Here is a 16877-nt window from a genome sequence, read left to right as displayed (position 1 = left end):
GGATGGCACACAACGGGGACTGGCCAGGGTGGCCGGCCGAGGACGCCCGCCGGTACCGCGCCGTCGGCCACTGGCAGGGCGTGACCTTCGGTGAACAGCTCTCCGGCTGGGCGGTCCGGTACGCCGACCGGGTCGCGTTGGTGGACGGCGACCGCCGGTGGACCTACGCCGCGCTCGACACCGCCGTACGGCGCCTGACGACCGGGCTCACCGGGCTCGGGCTGAAACGCGGCGACAAGGTGATCGTGCAACTGCCGAACCGTGCCGAGTTCGTGCTGCTGTGGTTCGCGCTGACGCGGCTCGGGATCGTGCCGATCCACGCGATGCCAGCCCATCGCCGCAACGAGATCGCGCATCTGGCGGCGATGGCCGAGGCGGTCGCATACGTCATCCCGGACCGGCACGCCCGGTTCGACTACCGCGAACTCGCCGCCCGCGTCCGCGCCGACGCCGGCATCCGGCACGTGATCGTCGCCGGGGACACCGGCGGGCACGAGGGCTTCCTCGCGCTGGCGGATCTGCTGGACAACGAACCCGGACCCGACCCCGTCGACCCGCCGCGGGCGAGCGACCTCGCCCTGCTGCTGCTCTCCGGCGGCACCACGGGGATGCCGAAGCTGGTACCGCGGACGCACGACGACTTCGCCTACAACTCCCGGCGGGCCGCGGAACTCTGCGAGCTGACCGAGGACTCGGTGTACCTCGCCGTGCTGCCCATCGCGTTCAACTACACGATGAGCTGCCCGGGGATGCTCGGTGTCCTGCAGGCGGGCGGGCGGGTCGTGCTCGCTCCCTCGCCGGGTGCACGGACGTCGTTCGATCTGATCGCCCGCGAGGGCGTCACGATCGCGGCCATCAACCCTCCGCTGGTGCCGCACTGGCTCGCGGAGTTCGAGCACGGTGACACGGATCTTTCGAGCCTTCGTATTCTCCAGGTCGGCAGCGCCCGGCTCGCCGACGACCTGGCGGCCGCGGTCACCAAGACCTTCGACTGCCGTCTGCAGCAGGTGTTCGGCATGGCCGAGGGATTGTTGTGCCTGACCAGGCTCGACGATCCGGACGAGCTCGTGCACACCACGCAGGGCAGGCCGATCTCCGCGGACGACGAGGTCCGCGTGGTCGGCCAGGGCGACGCCGAGGTCGGTCCCGGCGAGACCGGCGAACTGCTCACCCGCGGGCCGTACACGCTGCGCGGCTACTTCCGCGCGGCCGAGCACAACGCGCGGGCCTTCACCGCGGACGGTTTCTACCGCACCGGCGACCTGGTCCAGCGGCTCCCGACCGGTCACCTCAACGTCGTCGGCCGGGCGAAGGACCAGATCAACCGCGGCGGGCAGAAGATCGACGCGACCGAGGTCGAAGGCCATCTGCTCGCCTGCCCAGGAGTGCTGTCCGCGGCCTTGCTGCCCGAAACGGACACCGTGCTCGGCGAGCGATCGGTGGCGTTCCTGGTCTGCTCGGGCGAACCGCCGTCCACGAGCACACTCCAGGCCTTCTTCCGTGACCGCGGTGTCGCCGCGTACAAGGTCCCGGACCGGGTCGCGGTCGTCGACGAACTGCCGTCGACCGCGGTCGGCAAAATCGACAAGAAGGCCCTCGCCCGCCGGTACCTCGGCTGATTCCGGTTGGAGGAAACGATGTTCTTCCCGTTCTCGGCCGAGTCGCCCGAGCAGCTGGCGGCCGAAGCCGCCACGCTCGCGGACCGGGTCGATCCCCTGCCCGCCCTCGCCACCGAACTCGCCGGACGGCGGCACGGCCCCTGGCGCTCCGTCATCGTGGGTGAGGACCGGGACTCGGTGACCGGCCGCCTTCGCGCGGTCGCCGCCGGGGAACCCGCCAGTGGCGCCGCCATCGGCGAGGTGGTCTCGGCCGGGAACGCGGTCTGGGTGTTCTCAGGCCACGGTTCACAATGGACCGGGATGGGCAAGGCACTGCTCGACGGGGAACCCGCCTTCGCCGAGGAGATCGATCACCTGGCACCACTGATCGCCGACGAAGCCGGCTTTTCCTTGCACGACGCGCTTTCCGGGTCAGCGGAAGGCATCGAACAGGTCCAGCCGTCGCTGTTCGCCATGCAGCTCGGACTGGCGGCGGCCTGGCGGGCACACGGCGCCGCACCGGCCGCCGCGATCGGCCACTCCATGGGCGAGACGGCCGCTGCGGTGGTCGCGGGCGCACTGTCCACAGAGGACGGTGTGGCCGTGATCTGCCGCCGCTCCCGGCTGATGCGGCGCGTCTCCGGCACCGGCGCGATGGCGATGGTCGCCCTGCCATGGGACACGGTCGAAACCGAACTGGCCGACGTGCCCGAAGTGACCGTCGCCGCGCACTCGGGCCCGACGTCGACCGTCGTCGCCGGCGGACGGGACCGGGTGCGCACCCTGGTGGACCGCTGGGCCGCGAGAGACCTGATGGCGAAACTCGTCCCGGTCGAGGTCGCGTCGCATTCACCGCAGGTCGAACCGATTCTGGCGGACCTGAACACCGAACTGTCCGCCCTGCGCCCCCGACCCGCACGCGTCCCCGTCTACTCCACCGTCCTCCCCGACCCGAGATCCACCGCCGCTTTCGACGCCGCCTACTGGACCGCGAACCTACGCCGTCCCGTCCGTTTCAGCGCCGCCGTGCGGGCGGCCCTCGACGACGGACACCGCGCCTTCGTCGAGATCTCACCCCACCCGCTGCTCGCCCACGCACTGCGGGAGAACGCGGGCGCCGGAAAGGTGGCGGTGCTGTCCAGCATCCGGCGGGGAGGTGACGCGCTGCTGCGTTTCCGGACGCAGGTCGGGGCTCTGCACTGCGCCGGCGCTCCGGTGCGGTTCTAGGGTTCATGCCGCGCGACGCAGATGAGCCTCGGCTGCCCAGTACGCCGCTCGAAGCTCTTTGGCGACCTCCTCGGGCTCTGATCGAAGACGGCTGGGCAGGGTCTGCAGTACGGCGATCCCCGCCGCGGCGTATCTGGCGTTTCTGTCCAAAGTCCTGGCGTAGTCCTCCTTCGCGAAGTGGAAGTCGTACGAGTCGATCTCCCAAACGAGCCGGGCCTTCTTGAAGTAGCCATCGGGGGTTCCGAGGTAGCGGCCGCTGACGTCCCTCAATTCGTGGTTCCACAACGGCTCCGGGAGTCCCGTCCGCCGCCAGACCGCCATCGCGTCCACCTCGGCCACCGACCGCGCTCCTCGCAGGACATCGCGCAGCACTTCGCGAGGCAACGCGCTGCCCCGGTCGCTGCCTGCTTCGAGTTCCCTGGTGAGGACCTCGGGGTTCAGCCGACCTCGCTGAACGGCTTCGGTCAGCAAAGCCCGGACCGGATCGTGCGTGGTGAAGCGGCGGCATTGATCGAGAACCGCCCGGACGAGTGGCGCCACGAGCACACCCTTCACGACGACCGGCCGAGGCATACGCGTAGTTCGCTCCACGGTCACGTATCCCGCGCTGCTGACCTGGCAAGACGAAGGCACCAAGAGGTGAACCTGGCCGATGTCGCCTTTCGGCTCTCGCAAGCCCTGGAGGTGGCAGGCCTGGATACCGGTGACGATCGCTTCCGGTCCACCGTAGACAAGGGCGCCTTCGACCGCCTGCCGGCGAGTCGGCCGTCCAGAACCGAGTAGCACCACTCCGGGCAGCAACCGCTGCCATCGTCCGCCCGGCTGACAACGCCGGTAGCACGTCCTCTTCGAGACGCCGAACTCCACGAGTCTCGCGACGGTGATCACCCCGTCGCGGCTCAACTTGTAAAGGGCCTCGTGATCGCGAGCCCGTTCGCCGGATCGCACCACAAGATCATCGACGGCCCGGAGCAGTCACACCAGCACCGATGTCGCCCCCTGTGGACAACTCGCCACATCAGCCCCACTGTGGATAACTCAGCCCTGCGCCCAATGTGGCATTGGGGACACACAACGTCCCCAATGCCACATTGGGCGCACCGAAGTGGGAACCCTCAAGCGAGCGAGAGCGTCAGGGAAGCGGAGGCAGCGCCGGAGCGTCCAGCCAGGCGTCGAAGAAGCCAGCCAGCGACCGCCCGGCAAACCGTTCAGCAAGTGCCACAAAAGCAGCCGTGGTCACCAGACCGTGCCGGTTCTCCATCACCCATGCCTTCACCATCGGGAAGAACACCTCGTCGCCGACGGTACAACGCAAGGCGTGCAACAGGAGTCCGCCGCGTTTGTACACCCGCTCGTCGAACATCCGCGCCACGCCGGGGTCGGAGAGACGCAGATCCGCGGGTTTCGCCTTCATCCGCGCGTGCCAGGTCTTCGCCCACTCGTGGGCGCTCTGCTCGCCGGATTCCTCGGACCAGAGCCATTCCGCGTAGGTCGCGAAGCCTTCGTTCAGCCAGATGTGCCGCCAGTCGGCGACGGTCAGGCTGTTGCCGAACCACTGGTGCGCGAGTTCGTGCACGACGAGCCGTTCGTGGGTGCGCCGTCCGTCGACGTGGTTGGCGCCGAAGATCGACATGCCCTGCGCTTCGATCGGGTCGTCGAGGTCGTCGTCGGTGACGACGATGACGTACTCGCCGAAGGGGTACGGCCCGAACAGTCGTTGCAGCGAGTCCATGATCCGGCCCTGCCGCCCGAAATCGCGCGAGAAGGCCCGGCGCAGGCGCGGCGGTACGGCGGCCCGTTGCGGGACCGAGGTGACCACGGTGCCGCCGTCGAGGTTGATCCGGAACGCCTCGACGGAGGGTTGCGAGAACCAGCCGGGCTGGGGGCCGGAGACGAGTTCGACGTCGTCGTACCGTCCTATTTGGACGCTCATCAGATACGTCGCCGTCGGCTCGGGCCGTTCGAAGACCCACTTCGTGGTGCTCGCGCGCTCGTGTCGCGCTACCAGGTTCCCGGTGATCGCCACGAGATACGGCGACGACGTCGTCAGCGCGACGCGGTAGGTCGCCTTGTCCGACGGGTGGTCGTTGCACGGGAACCACGACGGCGCCCCGACCGGCTGGCTCGCGACGAGCGAACCGTCGGTCAGTTCGTCCCAGCCGATGTCGCCCCACAGCCCGGGAAGCGGCCGCGGGTTGCCGACGTAATGTATCTCGACCCGGAACTCACTTCCGGCCGCCAGCGACTTCGCCGGCTTCACCTGGAGCTTGTGCGCACGCCGCGTGTACTTGGCCGGTTTCCCGTTGACCAGCACGCGATTGATGCGGAATTCGCCGAAGTCGAGTGTGAGCCGCGACAGCGCCTGCGTCGCCTCCGCGGTGATGGCCGCGGAGGCCGACAGCCGGTTGGGACCGATCTTGTAGTCCAGCTCCAGATCGTAGTGCCGGACACGGTAACCGCCGTTGCCGTGCCGGGGCAGATAGGAGTCACCGGAGGTGTCCGAGCCGGGCGATGGCTGCGCGGAGGCCTTCGAAATCACCCGCGAACGAACCCCGCTTCCCTACTTCGTCCAGGCCGAGATGGGATTGCCCAGCCAGCGCGAGTCGGCGGGAACCTCGTCGCCCCGGGTCACCAAAGAGCCCGGTCCGACGGTCGTCCGCGCGCCGATGCTCGCACCAGGCAGCACGATACCGTGCGGCCCGAGCGTCGCTCCCTCGTCCAGGGTCACCGGCGACATCGTCATGATCCGGTCGTGGAACAGATGCGTCTGCACGACGCAGCCGCGGTTGATCGTCGCGCCGTCGCCAAGGCTCACCAGGTCCGATTCGGGCAGCCAGTACGTCTCCAGCCACACGCCGCGGCCGATCTTGACGCCCATGGTCCGCAGCCACGCCGGAAGCAGCGGCGTGCCGCCGAGTGAACCGATCAGCCACGGCACGGCGAGCGCCTCGACGAAGGTGTCGGCGAGTTCGTTGCGCCAGACGAACGAGCTCCACAAGGGATGGTCGACCGCGCGGAACCGGCCGACGAGCAGCCACTTCATCGCGGTGGCGGTCAGCGCGGCGACGGCACCGGCGGCGAGCAGCAGCGGTCCGCCGAGCAGCAGCGCGACCAGGAAGCCATACGACGACGCCAGCGCGAAGATCCCCGCGGCCACCAGCACGGTCAGCGCGACACCGCACATCACCGGCACGATGCGGCACAGTTCGATGAGCGCGCGGGCCGCCTTCAGCCGCAGCGGCGGCGTGTACGTGCGGCTCGTGTCCGACGCACCGACCGACCGGCGGACCGGCAACGGCGGCATCCCGAGGTACGAGGAGCCCTTCTTCGCCTTGAGCGGGGCCGACGACAGCACGCCGACCAAGCCGCGCTTCGGCACCGAACGTCCCGGCGCGGCCATCCCCGAGTTGCCGAGGAACGCCTGTTTGCCGATCCGCGCCGGCGCGACGTGCAGCCAGCCGTGGCCGAGTTCGTAGGTGGCGACCATGGTGTCGTCCGCGAGGAACGCGCCACTGTCCACCTGGGTCATCTTCGGCAGCGCGAGGACGGTCGACACCTCGACGTTGCGGCCGACCTTCGCCCCGAGCATCCGCAGCCACACCGGGGTGAACAGGCTGGCGTACAAGGGGAACAGCCCTTCACGCGCCATGCCCATCAGCCGTTCGGTCGCCCAGACCTGCCAAGCGACGCGGCCGTGGACGGGGTGGTAACCCTCGACCATGCCGATGCTCAGCGAACGGACGCCGGCGAGCACGAGCAGGGCATAGGTGACGAAGTACGCGATGGTCGCGAGCGGCGTGAACAGCAGCGCCTGGCCGAGCGCGGCACCCAGCGACGGAGCACCGGCGATCGCGTGACCCAGCACCGCGACGGCGAGCAGGGCGGCGACGGCGGGCAGCAGACCCAGCGCGACCGAGGTCGCGCCGTAGACCGAAGACCAGAACCGCGACCGCGGCGGGCGGCTCGACGGCCACTTGAGCGAATCCTTGGCGGCACGCGCCGCGGGCGCACCGGCCCAGCGCTGTCCGGGGGGCACGTTGCCGCGCACGGTCGACCCGGCCGCGATCTCCGCGCCCTTGCCGATCCTCGCGCCGGGGAACAGCGTGCTGCGCGCGCCGATCCGCGCGTCGGCGCCGATCCGGATCTTGCCGATGTGCACGAGGTCGCCGTCCACCCAGTGCCCGGTCAGGTCGACCTCAGGTTCGATGGCGGCACCGCGGCCGAGTTTCAGCATGCCGGTGACCGGCGGCGGCGAATGCAGGTCGACGTCCTTGGCGATCCGCGCGCCGAGAGCCCTGGCGTACGTCGTCATCCAGGAAGCACCCGCGACACTGTCCGCGCCGCTGAACTCGGCGAGCTTTTCGGCCGTCCACAGTCGCAAGTGGACGCGCCCGCCACGCGGATAGCTGCCGGGGCGGACGCCGCGCAGCAGTAGCCGCGCGCCGGTCGCCGAGATCGCGATGCGGCCCGCGGGGCTGAACAGCGCGATCCACGCGACGGCGATCCACGCCCAGCTCAGCGTCGGTGCCCAGGCGAAACCGGCCAGCGACAGCACGTTCGACAGCGTCGCGGCGATCGTCGTCCAGCGCAGGCCGACCAGTCCCATCAGCGGGATCATCAGCAGCGACTGTATGATCCCGGCCTTGCGCGGGGTCGGCGCGATGTCGCGGCGTTCGGTCTTCTCGCCGCTCAGCGCGTCCAGCAGCGTGGCCAGCGCGCCGAGCTTCGGGTTGGCGTAGATGTCGTTCACCGACACCTGCGGATGCCGGGTGCGAATCCGCGCGATCAGCTGCGCGGCCGTCAGGCTCCCGCCGCCGTTGGTGAAGAAGTCGGCCTTCGGGTTGTCGACCGAGACGCCGAGGATCTCGGCCCAGCCTTCGGCGAGCCAGCTCTCCGTCGGGGACAGCCCGGATTTGGCGGCGTCCACAGTGGACAGCGGCCAGGGCAGCGCGTTGCGGTCGACCTTGCCGGAGGTCCGCGTCGGCAGGTCATCGACCAGCGCCAGCAGCGGGACGAGCGCGGCGGGCAGCTGCTCGCGCAGCCGGGTCGCGGCCTCGTCGTGGTCGAACTTCGTGCCTTCGGCGGGCACGACGTACCCGACCAGCACCTGATTGCCCGCCTTGGTGCGGCGGACCGCGGCCGCGGCGCCCTGCACTCCGGGCAGCGCCTGGAGCGCGGCGTCGACCTCGCCGAGTCCGATGCGGCGGCCGCCGAGTTTGACCTGCTCGTCGAGCCGTCCGAGGAACAGCAGCCCCTCGGCTTCGGCGCGGACCATGTCACCGCTGCGGTACGCGCGACGCCAGCCCAGCGAGGGCAGCGGCGCGAACTTCTCGGCGTCCTTCTCCGGGTCGAGGTAGCGGGCCAGGCCGACGCCGCCGATGACCAGCTCGCCGGTCTCCCCCATCGCGACGGGCTCGCCCGCCTCGTTGACGACGGCGAGCTGCCAGCCGGCGAGCGGCAGGCCGATGCGGACCGGGCCCTCGCCGGTCATCTGCGCGGCGCAGGCGACGACGGTGGCCTCGGTCGGGCCGTAGGTGTTCCAGACTTCGCGGCCTTCGACGGCGACGCGTTCGGCCAGTTCCGGCGGGCAGGCTTCGCCGCCGAAGATCAGCAGGCGGACGTCTTCCAGCGCGTCGGCGGGCCACAACGCGGCCAGCGTCGGCACGGTCGACACGACGGTGATGCCCTGCGCGACCAGCCACGGGCCGAGGTCGACACCGGTCCGCACCAGCGAACGCGGCGCCGGGACCAGGCAGGCGCCGTGACGCCAGGCGAGCCACATTTCTTCGCAGGACGCGTCGAACGCGACGGAAAGACCGGCGAGCACGCGGTCGCCGGGGCCGATCGGCTCCTCGGTGAGGAAGAGCTGGGCCTCGGCATCGACGAAAGCCGCGGCGGACGCGTGCGAGACGGCGACGCCCTTCGGCTTACCGGTCGAACCGGAGGTGAAGATGATCCAGGCGTCGTCGGCCGGCGCGGGGCCGCCTTCGACGCCACCGGGCGAGCCGACGACGGTGATCGCGCCGCCATCGCTGACGACGGCGGCGACGTCGGCCTCACCGAAGACCAGCTCGGCGCGCTCTTCCGGGTCGTCCGCGTCGACCGGCACATAGGCGGCGCCGACGGACAGGATGGCGAGGATCGCGACGTACAACTCCGCGGTGCCGGAGGAGATCCGGACGCCGACGCGGTCGCCGACGCCGACCCCGTTGGCGGTCAGCTTGCGGCCGTAGTCGTCGATCTCTTCGACGAGCTTGCGGTAGGACAGCGTGGTCTCGCCGTCGTCGATCGCGCCCGCGTTGGGGTGGCGGGCGGCGGTCTCGGCGAGGATGTCGATCAGGGTGCGCTCACCGGCACCGAGGCCGGACCAGAAGAGGGCACGGTCGGCGATCGGCGTGGCGGACGGGGCGACGGTGACATCGGCGACGCAGGCGATCGGCCGGGAATCGGCGGTCAGGGTCATCGGGCGGTCACCACGGGCAAGACGGAACCATGGGCGCTCAAGCCCATCACACCTTTCACGAAGTGCGTCATTCGGGCTCGCTCTCCGAATGAGGCGCCCGCTAGCAGACCGTTGACTTTACCGCAGGTGTACGACATATCTCGGGAGGGTCTCGGCAGAGTGTCGAACCTCACCGGTGGACACGCCGAAACCCGAGGTCATCGGCGTGTCCACCCAGTGAAATATTCACCTACATCGTGAGAAATCAGCGCGCTTTCGGTTTACCCTGTGGTTTTCCGGCCGCTTTTCCGCCGACCTTGGGCCTTTGCTTCTTTTCCCGCACTCGGATATTCACCCGGACGGGGGTGCCTTCGAATCCGAAACGCTCACGGAACTTCCGTTCGATGAACCGCCGGTAGCCCGCCTCGAGGAAGCCGGTGGTGAACAGGACCAGCGTCGGCGGCCGGATGCCCGCCTGGGTCGCGAACAGCACCTTCGGCTGCTTGCCGCCGCGCACCGGCGGCGGGGTCGCGGCGATGAGGTCGGCCAGCCAGCCGTTCAGCTGACCGGTGGGAACCCGCTGGTCCCAGGACTTCAACGCGGTCCGCAGCGCGGGCGCGAGCTTGCGCACGGACCGGCCGGTGAGCGCGGAGATGTTGACCTTGTCCGCCCACGGCACCCGCACCAGGCCGCGGTCCAGTTCGCGGACCATGGCGTGGCGGCGGTCCTCGTCGACGAGGTCCCACTTGTTGAAGGCGAGCACGCAGGCGCGACCGGCTTCGACGACCATGGTCAGCACCCGCAGGTCCTGCTCCGAAAGCGGTTCGGCGGCGTCCAGCAGCACGATCGCGACCTCGGCCGCGTCGATCGCGGTCTTGGTCCGCAGCGACGCGTAGTACTCGGCGCCGTTGGCCGAGTTGACCCGCTTGCGCAGGCCCGCCGTGTCGACGAACCGCCAGATGTCGCCGTCCAGTTCGACCAGCGAGTCGACCGGGTCGACGGTGGTACCGGCGACCGAGTCCACCACGGACCGCTCCTCGCCGGAGATCTTGTTCAGCAGGCTGGATTTGCCCACGTTCGGCTTGCCGACCAGCGCGACGCGGCGCGGGCCGGTGGTGGCGCGGTCGCCGTCGCGCGGCATCTCCGGCAGCGCCTTGACGATCGCGTCGAGCAGGTCGCCCGAGCTACGCCCGTGCAGCGCGCTGACCGGATGCGGTTCGCCGAGGCCGAGTGACCACAGCGACGCGGTGTCGGCGAGCAGGCGGTCGTCGTCGACCTTGTTGGCGACGAGCAGCACCGGCTTCTTCGAGCGGCGCAGCACCTTCGAGGCGGCCTCGTCGGTCGCGGTCGCGCCGACACTGGCGTCGATGACCAGCAGCACCGCGTCGGCGGTGGCCATCGCGATCTCGGCCTGCGCGGCGACGGAGGCCTGCAACCCGGTCGCGTCCGGCTCCCAGCCGCCCGTGTCGACGAGGGTGAACCGGCGGCCCGCCCAGAAGGCGTCGTAGGCGACGCGGTCCCGGGTCACGCCGGGAACGTCCTGCACGACCGCCTCCCGGCGGCCGAGGATGCGGTTGACCAGGGTGGACTTGCCTACGTTGGGCCTGCCGACGACGGCGAGGACCGGTTGCGCGAGCTGCGCCTCCTCCTCGGCCTCGCCCGCGGCGATCTGCGCGTCCAGCGTGGTGAATTCGGACTCATCGGACCAGGAGCCGTCGATCTCGCCGACTCCGTCAAGCTCAGACATTCGCTACTTCACATTCTGTCGCGTGTCTTGGAGCCCGTGCTCCAAGCGCCATTCGTCCAGTGCCTTCACGAGGTCCGCGAGCGCGAGGCGAAGCCGCTCGGTTCCCTCCTCCAGCCCTGTCCTTCCCTTCCCGATCGCGGGAGTGAAAGGTTCGCCGACCATGATGTCGACGCGTGGCCGCCAACGCCTCTTGGCGCCGGCGGGTTTGTACGTTCCCCGAGTGGCGACCGGAACCACGGTCGCGTTCCCGGCGCGGACCAGGAAGGCCGCGCCGCGCTCGAAGTTTTCGGCGTCACCGAGGCCGCGGGTGCCTTCGGGGAAGATCCCCACCGCACCGCCGTCCTCGAGCACCTTGACCGCCATCATCAGCGGTTTGCGGTCCACCGCACCCCGTTTCACCGGGATCTGACCCAGTTTCGGGAAGAACCAGCCGACGAAACCCTTGAAGAGTTCCGCCTTGACCAGGAACGCGGTGCGCCGCGAGAACATTCCGAACAGCAGTGCGGGTTCCGCCATCGAGCTGTGGTTGGCCATGAACACCACCGGCCCGGACGCCGGTACCCGCTCGGCACCGTGGACCCGGACCCGGAACGCGGGCCGGACGATGAACTTCGAGATCCCCCGGCCGAAGGTGTGAAACGGGTCGCTCGCGCCTTCGGGCAGTCCCTTCGCGCTCACCTGGCGGCCTCGGCGGGGCAGCCTTCGAGGAGACCGCGGTGCAGCGCCAGTTCCGCCAGCGCGACGATCACCTGGTCGATGTTGAGCGCCGAGGTGTCCACCTCGACGGCGTCTTCCGCGGCGCGCAGGGGCGAAGCCGCCCGCGTGGAGTCCAGGCGGTCACGCCGTTCCACCGCCGCCTTCGCGACGTCGTGCGTGGATTCGCGGCCTGCGGCGGAATCCTGTGCGCTGCGGCGTGCGGCGCGGACCTCGGCCGAAGCGGTGAGGAAGATCTTGAGCGGGGCGTCGGGTGAGACGACCGTGCCGATGTCGCGGCCTTCGACCACGATGCCGCCGACGCGGCCGAGCACCTCGGCGATGATCTCGCGCTGCCGGTCGACGAGCAATTCGCGGACCGCGGGGACGGCCGAAACGGGTGACACCGCCGTGGTGACGTCCGCACCGCGGATCTCGGCGGCGACGTTTTCACCCGCGAGGGTCACCGTCGCGTCGTCAGGGCTGGTTCCGATGCCGAGTTCGGCCTTCCGCGCGACGTCGGCGACCGCGTCCGCGTCGGACGGATCGACCCCGGCGCGCAGGACGGCGAGGGTGACCACGCGGTACATCGCGCCCGTGTCGAGGTAGCCGGCGCCGAGTTTCGTCGCGAGCTTCCGCGAAACCGTGGATTTCCCGGTTCCGGACGGGCCGTCCATCGCGACCACACCACGCAGGGCTCCCGTCACCGAAACTCTCCTCAGCTCATTCGTCGCTCATCTGATCGATGACCATTCTGCCTGGTGGCGCGCGACACGCCTCAGCCGCCCACGGCGAACCGGTCGACGAGCATGCCGATCCGTTCCGCGCGCGCGGCCGCCGGGAGCCGTCGGCTGCGCTCGAGGGTGACGAGGCCGTGCAAGGCGGCCCAAAACGTCTCGGTGTAGAGGCCGGGGTCGTAATCGCCCGCCACCGGGCCCACGATTTCGAGCAGGGCGCCGAACGCGTCCTTCAACGGCTCGGGGCTGTCCGGACTGGCGAAGTCCAGTTCACTGGCAAGGGTGAAGATCGCGTCGTAGAGCGCGGGCTTGCGGTCGGCGAAGTCGAAGTAGTTCCCCGCCAACCTCCGCAGGGCGCCACGCGAGTCCTCCGCCGCACCGGCCCCCTTCCGCATATGGGCGGCCATTTCGGTGCAGCCCTCGAGAGCCGCGGCCGCCATGATCGCCCCCTTGCCGGAGAAGTGGCTGTAGAGGACCGGCTGGCTGTACTCGATCTTCGCCGCCAGCCGCCGGGTCGTGACCGCGTCCCAGCCTTCTTCTTCGGCGATCTCGCGGGCGGTGGTGACGATCAGCTGTTCGCGCTGCGAGCGGTCCCGCTCGCGCCGGGGGTTCGTGACCATACGAATATCCTAGCATCGCTAGACAAGCTAGCGCTGCTAGCGCTAACGTCTGCACTGTTCCTAGCACTGCTAGCTTTTGGAGTCGGAGATCATGACCAGAACCAAGATCGCTTACATCCTGTCCGCCGCCCTCGTGCTCTTCGTCCTCTACTTCGGGAGCGGATACGTGTTCTTCCCGCAGACCCAGACGGGCGGTTTCGGACTGCCGGTGATGCCGTCCGTCGGCGACCCGTTCCTCGCGGTCAAGGGGGTCCGCGACATCGGCACGGCGCTCGTGGTGCTCGCGCTGATCCTGTTCCGGAACGCCCGCGCGCTGGGCTGGGCGATGCTCGCACTGGCGTTCATCCCGTTCGGCGACATGCTGATCGTGTTGACCCACAACGGCTCCGTGGGCGCCGCGCTCGGCATCCACGGCGCGACGTGCGCCTTGATGGTCGTGATCTCGGCGCTGTTCCTGATCCGCCCGAAGCGAACCGGACGGTGAGTTACTGTTGACGTCGTGAACGTCGAAGTGACCCCGCTCCCCGGAATAGGCGTCCGCAAGGACTTCGCCACCCGCAACGGCCGCCGCGTCGGCGTGGTGACCCATCGCGATGGACACGTCGAGCTGATCGTGTCCAAAACGGACGATCCCGACGCCTGCCTGGCCTCACTTCCGCTCACCACCGACGAAGCGGGCGCGCTGGCGAACCTGCTCGGCGCGCCCCAGCTGGTCGCTCAGCTCACCGAAGAGCACCGGGACCTGCCCGGCATCAACACCAAGCAGCTGCCGATCAAGGCGTCGTCGCCGTTCGACGGGCGGACGCTGGGCGACACGGCCATGCGGACCCGCACGAGCGTCTCGGTCGTCGCGGTGATGCGGGCCGGGCAGGTCCACCCCTCCCCCACTCCGGATTTCAATCTCACCGCGGGCGACGTGCTCGTCGCGGTCGGCACCTCGGAAGGTCTCGAGGCCGCCGTCAAGATCTTGAAGTACGGCTGATCGCGGATGGATCACACCGCACTGTCCTTGATCGAACTCGGGGCGGTCTTCTTCGGGCTGGGCGCGCTCGGCCGCCTCGCCGGGAAGATCGGGATGTCCCCCATCCCCCTGTACCTGATCGGCGGCCTGTGCTTCGGCCAGGGCGGACTGATCCCGCTCGGCGACATCGGCGACTTCACCCACCTCGCCAGCGAGATCGGCGTCGTCCTGCTGTTGCTCCTGCTTGGCCTGGAGTACTCGGCGGCCGAACTGTTCACCGGGCTGAAACGCTCGTGGATGGCGGGGCTCGTCGACATCGTGCTCAACGCCGCGCCGGGTGCGATCGTCGCGCTCATCCTCGGCTGGGGACCGATCGGCGCGATCGTGATGGCGGGCGTCACCTACATCTCGTCCTCCGGGATCATCGCGAAGGTGCTCGGCGACCTCGGGCGGCTCGGTAACCGGGAAACGCCGGTGGTGCTGTCGATCCTGGTGTTCGAAGACCTGGTGATGGCGCTGTACCTGCCGATCCTCACCGCGGTCCTCGGTGGCGTCAGCTTCCTCGGCGGCATGAAGGCGGTCGGGATCTCGCTGATGGTGATCACGGTCGTGCTGGTGATCGCGCTGAAGTTCGGCCGGTACGTCTCCGCGGCGGTGGACAGCCCGGACCGCGAGGTGTTCCTCCTCAAGGTCCTCGGCGCGGCCCTGCTGGTCGCCGGCCTGGCTTCGGCGATGCAGGTGTCGGCCGCGGTCGGCGCGTTCCTGCTCGGCATCGCGATCTCGGGCTCGACCGCGGAGAACGCGACGCACCTGCTCGAACCACTGCGCGATCTCTTCGCGGCCGTGTTCTTCGTCGTGTTCGGGCTCAACACGAACCCCGCGTCGATCCCGCCCGTGCTCGGCTGGGCGGTCATCCTGGCGGTCGCGACGACGCTCACGAAGGTCGGCACCGGCTGGTGGGCCGCGCGACGGCAAGGCATCGGGAAGATGGGCCGGGCTCGTGCCGGAGCCGCGCTGGTCGCGCGAGGCGAGTTCTCGATCGTCATCGCCGGGCTGGCGGTGGCGGCGGGCGCGGTGGCCGGCGAACTCGCGGCACTCGCGACGGCGTACGTGCTCCTGATGGCGATCCTCGGCCCGACGGCCGCGCGGATCGTCGAACCGGTGGCGCGGGCTCTGCAGCGAAGGCCCTTCGGGTCGAAGAGTGCGGCCTCGCAGACCGGCTGACCCCGCCCCACACGCGCCATGAACGGTCCGTTCCTTGCAAATTTCGCAAGGAACGGACCGTTCATTGCATCGGATCAGCCGTTCTCGAGCAGCTGTGCGGCCAAGAGTTCCTCCACCCAAGGCTCCCAGTCGCCGGGAGCCCAGGCGCGGTCACGGGTCAGGATCAGGAACAACTCCGGACTCAGCACGGCATAGAGGATGTCCGCCGCCTTCTCGACCGTGAGATCGGTCCTGACGCCGGGCTTCTCCAGCAAAGCCTTCGCCGCCGCCGTGTGCACGGTGTGGCGCGGGTCTTCGCGATCAGGCCAGAGCTCGCGCAAATCGGGGTGGGCGGCGGTCGCGGTGCGCACCATGTCGTTGACGGCGGCGACCCGTTCGAGCACGGCGCGGCTACCCGTGACGAGGGCGGTGACGGCCGTGCGCGCGTCCGGCGCGTCCAGCACTTGCGCGAACCATGGCCGCTCCATCGTCGCCACCGGACTGTCGTCGCCGGCGATCGCGACGTCGACCAGTTCCTTCAGCAACGCCGGCTTGTTGCGGAACGTGAAGTAGATGGTCTGGACGGCCACCCCCGCGCGGTCGGCGACCTGCTGAAGCGTGGTCGCCCCGTACCCGTCGGCGAGGAAGAGTTCCCTGGCGGCCTCGATGATCCGCCGCCGCGTTTCCGCCGCCCGCTCGGCCCGCGCACCCTTGACACCACTCATGACTGGAGTCTATCTCTAGAGTCAAGCACTAGAGTCCAACTCTAGTAACGACGACGATGAGGTGTCCCATGGTGGCGATCGCCAACCAGCAGCAGGCCGAAGCATGGAACGGCTGGGAGGGAAAGCTCTGGGCGGATCACCCGGAGCGCTACAACGGAATGATGGAAGCCTTCGACGCACCGCTTTTCGCCGCCGCGAACATCGAAGACGGCCACGCGGTCCTGGACGTGGGCTGCGGCGCCGGGCTCACCACCCGGCTGGCCGCGAGAAAGGCCGGGAGCGGGCACGCGCTGGGGATCGACATTTCGGCGCCGCTGGTGGAGCGGGCCCGCTTGGACGCGGCGGCCGAGAACCTCACCAATGTCGAGTTCGTCCAGGGAGACGCGCAGGTATACCCGTTCGAAGGACCTGGCTTCGACGTCATCATGAGCAGGGGTGGCGTGATGTTCTTCGCCGATCTGGTCGCGGCGTTCGGTCATCTCCACGGCGCGCTCGCGCCCGGCGGCCGGCTGGCCTTCCTGGGGCCGCGGTCGGGTGACGTCGACAGCGCCTACGCCCGCGCGACGGCGGCGCTCGCTCCCTACCTTCGTGAGCCATCGCCCGCCGCCCGCGGGATGGGTTCGCTACTGGCCTCCGAACGGATCACCGAGGTGCTCACGGCTGCGGGCTTCCGCGACATCGAGATCAGCCCGGTGGACGCGGACATGGGCTTCGGCGCGGACACTTCCGACGCGACCGACTTCGTCTTCTCGATGGCCCCGATCCAGCACAACCTGCGGACCGTGGACGCGGACGCGATCACCGGCCTCCGCGCCCGGGTACGGGACGCGCTCGGCGAGTTCGAGACACCGCACGGGGTACGAATCCCAGGCGGGGTCTGGATCGTCACCGCCGCACGTTGACGCTATGAACGGTCCGTTCCTC

Annotated in this window: 14 protein-coding genes; 6 read left to right on the top strand and 8 right to left on the bottom strand. The window is 69.6% G+C overall.

The features are described from left to right. Positions 1–2 precede the first annotated feature (2 nt). Both DMH03_RS40125 and DMH03_RS40120 read left to right on the top strand, forming a co-directional pair. On the top strand, positions 3–1619 hold the full coding sequence (locus DMH03_RS40125; protein ID WP_125797230.1) for a (2,3-dihydroxybenzoyl)adenylate synthase: 1617 nt from the start codon (positions 3–5) through the stop codon (positions 1617–1619). 18 nt (positions 1620–1637) lie between these two features. Next, positions 1638–2825 (top strand): acyltransferase domain-containing protein, encoded by a 1188-nt coding sequence (locus tag DMH03_RS40120; RefSeq protein ID WP_125797229.1) that lies wholly within the window; start codon positions 1638–1640, stop codon positions 2823–2825. Positions 2826–2828: 3 nt separating this feature from the next. On the opposite strand, the gene DMH03_RS42760 is transcribed toward DMH03_RS40120, so the two are convergent. The 7 genes from DMH03_RS42760 to DMH03_RS40085 all read right to left on the bottom strand — a co-directional run bounded on the left by DMH03_RS42760 (position 2829) and on the right by DMH03_RS40085 (position 13064). After that, positions 2829–3365 carry a hypothetical protein gene (locus DMH03_RS42760; RefSeq protein ID WP_233611869.1) on the bottom strand — a complete coding sequence of 179 codons (537 nt, stop codon included), beginning with the start codon at positions 3363–3365 and terminating at the stop codon, positions 2829–2831. Between the two features lie 592 nt (positions 3366–3957). Next, on the bottom strand, positions 3958–5364 hold the full coding sequence (locus DMH03_RS40110) for a M1 family metallopeptidase (RefSeq protein WP_125797227.1): 1407 nt from the start codon (positions 5362–5364) through the stop codon (positions 3958–3960). A 21-nt stretch (positions 5365–5385) separates the two neighbouring features. Further along, entirely contained in the window at positions 5386–9288 is a 3903-nt protein-coding gene (locus tag DMH03_RS40105) for a Pls/PosA family non-ribosomal peptide synthetase (protein WP_125797226.1), read from the bottom strand. A gap of 244 nt (positions 9289–9532) precedes the next feature. Next, complete coding sequence (gene der, locus DMH03_RS40100) at positions 9533–11014, bottom strand: ribosome biogenesis GTPase Der (RefSeq protein ID WP_125797225.1); 1482 nt, start codon at positions 11012–11014, stop codon at positions 9533–9535. 3 nt (positions 11015–11017) lie between these two features. Beyond that, complete coding sequence (locus tag DMH03_RS40095) at positions 11018–11692, bottom strand: 1-acyl-sn-glycerol-3-phosphate acyltransferase (RefSeq protein ID WP_125797224.1); 675 nt, start codon at positions 11690–11692, stop codon at positions 11018–11020. Beyond that, on the bottom strand, positions 11689–12393 hold the full coding sequence (gene cmk, locus DMH03_RS40090) for a (d)CMP kinase (protein WP_199749213.1): 705 nt from the start codon (positions 12391–12393) through the stop codon (positions 11689–11691). The genes DMH03_RS40095 and cmk overlap by 4 nt, the downstream gene beginning before the upstream one ends. 92 nt (positions 12394–12485) lie before the next feature. Next, positions 12486–13064 carry a TetR/AcrR family transcriptional regulator gene (locus DMH03_RS40085; RefSeq protein ID WP_125786288.1) on the bottom strand — a complete coding sequence of 193 codons (579 nt, stop codon included), beginning with the start codon at positions 13062–13064 and terminating at the stop codon, positions 12486–12488. 91 nt (positions 13065–13155) lie between these two features. On the opposite strand from DMH03_RS40085, the gene DMH03_RS40080 reads away from it, so the two are divergent. From DMH03_RS40080 to DMH03_RS40070, 3 genes are read left to right on the top strand one after another with little or no spacing between them, the layout of a single operon-like run. Further along, positions 13156–13548, top strand: a complete 393-nt coding sequence (locus DMH03_RS40080) for a DUF4267 domain-containing protein (RefSeq protein ID WP_125797222.1) — start codon at positions 13156–13158, stop codon at positions 13546–13548. Positions 13549–13563: 15 nt separating this feature from the next. Beyond that, positions 13564–14046, top strand: a complete 483-nt coding sequence (locus tag DMH03_RS40075) for a cation:proton antiporter regulatory subunit (RefSeq protein WP_125786286.1) — start codon at positions 13564–13566, stop codon at positions 14044–14046. Between the two features lie 6 nt (positions 14047–14052). Continuing rightward, on the top strand, positions 14053–15249 hold the full coding sequence (locus DMH03_RS40070) for a cation:proton antiporter (RefSeq protein WP_125797221.1): 1197 nt from the start codon (positions 14053–14055) through the stop codon (positions 15247–15249). Between the two features lie 74 nt (positions 15250–15323). On the opposite strand, the gene DMH03_RS40065 is transcribed toward DMH03_RS40070, so the two are convergent. Next, positions 15324–15953, bottom strand: coding sequence for a TetR/AcrR family transcriptional regulator (locus tag DMH03_RS40065; RefSeq protein WP_125797220.1), 630 nt, complete (start codon positions 15951–15953; stop codon positions 15324–15326). 68 nt (positions 15954–16021) lie between these two features. Between DMH03_RS40065 and DMH03_RS40060 the strand changes: the two genes are divergently transcribed. After that, positions 16022–16855, top strand: coding sequence for a class I SAM-dependent methyltransferase (locus DMH03_RS40060; RefSeq protein ID WP_125797219.1), 834 nt, complete (start codon positions 16022–16024; stop codon positions 16853–16855). Positions 16856–16877 lie beyond the last annotated feature (22 nt).

It is taken from the genome of Amycolatopsis sp. WAC 01376, assembly GCF_003947415.1.
Lineage (GTDB): Bacteria > Actinomycetota > Actinomycetes > Mycobacteriales > Pseudonocardiaceae > Amycolatopsis.
This window is presented reverse-complemented; position numbering and strand designations above follow the sequence as displayed.

Bases quoted from the DNA above. Each gene is read 5' to 3' on its own strand.
- DMH03_RS40080 (WP_125797222.1), top strand. From the start codon at position 13,156: ATGACCAGAACCAAGATCGCTTACATCCTGTCCGCCGCCCTCGTGCTC.
- DMH03_RS40125 (WP_125797230.1), top strand. From the start codon at position 3: ATGGCACACAACGGGGACTGGCCAGGGTGGCCGGCCGAGGACGCCCGC.
- DMH03_RS40060 (WP_125797219.1), top strand. From the start codon at position 16,022: ATGGTGGCGATCGCCAACCAGCAGCAGGCCGAAGCATGGAACGGCTGG.
- der (WP_125797225.1), bottom strand. From the start codon at position 11,014: ATGTCTGAGCTTGACGGAGTCGGCGAGATCGACGGCTCCTGGTCCGAT.
- DMH03_RS40085 (WP_125786288.1), bottom strand. From the start codon at position 13,064: ATGGTCACGAACCCCCGGCGCGAGCGGGACCGCTCGCAGCGCGAACAG.
- DMH03_RS40070 (WP_125797221.1), top strand. From the start codon at position 14,053: ATGGATCACACCGCACTGTCCTTGATCGAACTCGGGGCGGTCTTCTTC.
- DMH03_RS40120 (WP_125797229.1), top strand. From the start codon at position 1,638: ATGTTCTTCCCGTTCTCGGCCGAGTCGCCCGAGCAGCTGGCGGCCGAA.
- DMH03_RS40065 (WP_125797220.1), bottom strand. From the start codon at position 15,953: ATGAGTGGTGTCAAGGGTGCGCGGGCCGAGCGGGCGGCGGAAACGCGG.
- DMH03_RS40105 (WP_125797226.1), bottom strand. From the start codon at position 9,288: ATGACCCTGACCGCCGATTCCCGGCCGATCGCCTGCGTCGCCGATGTC.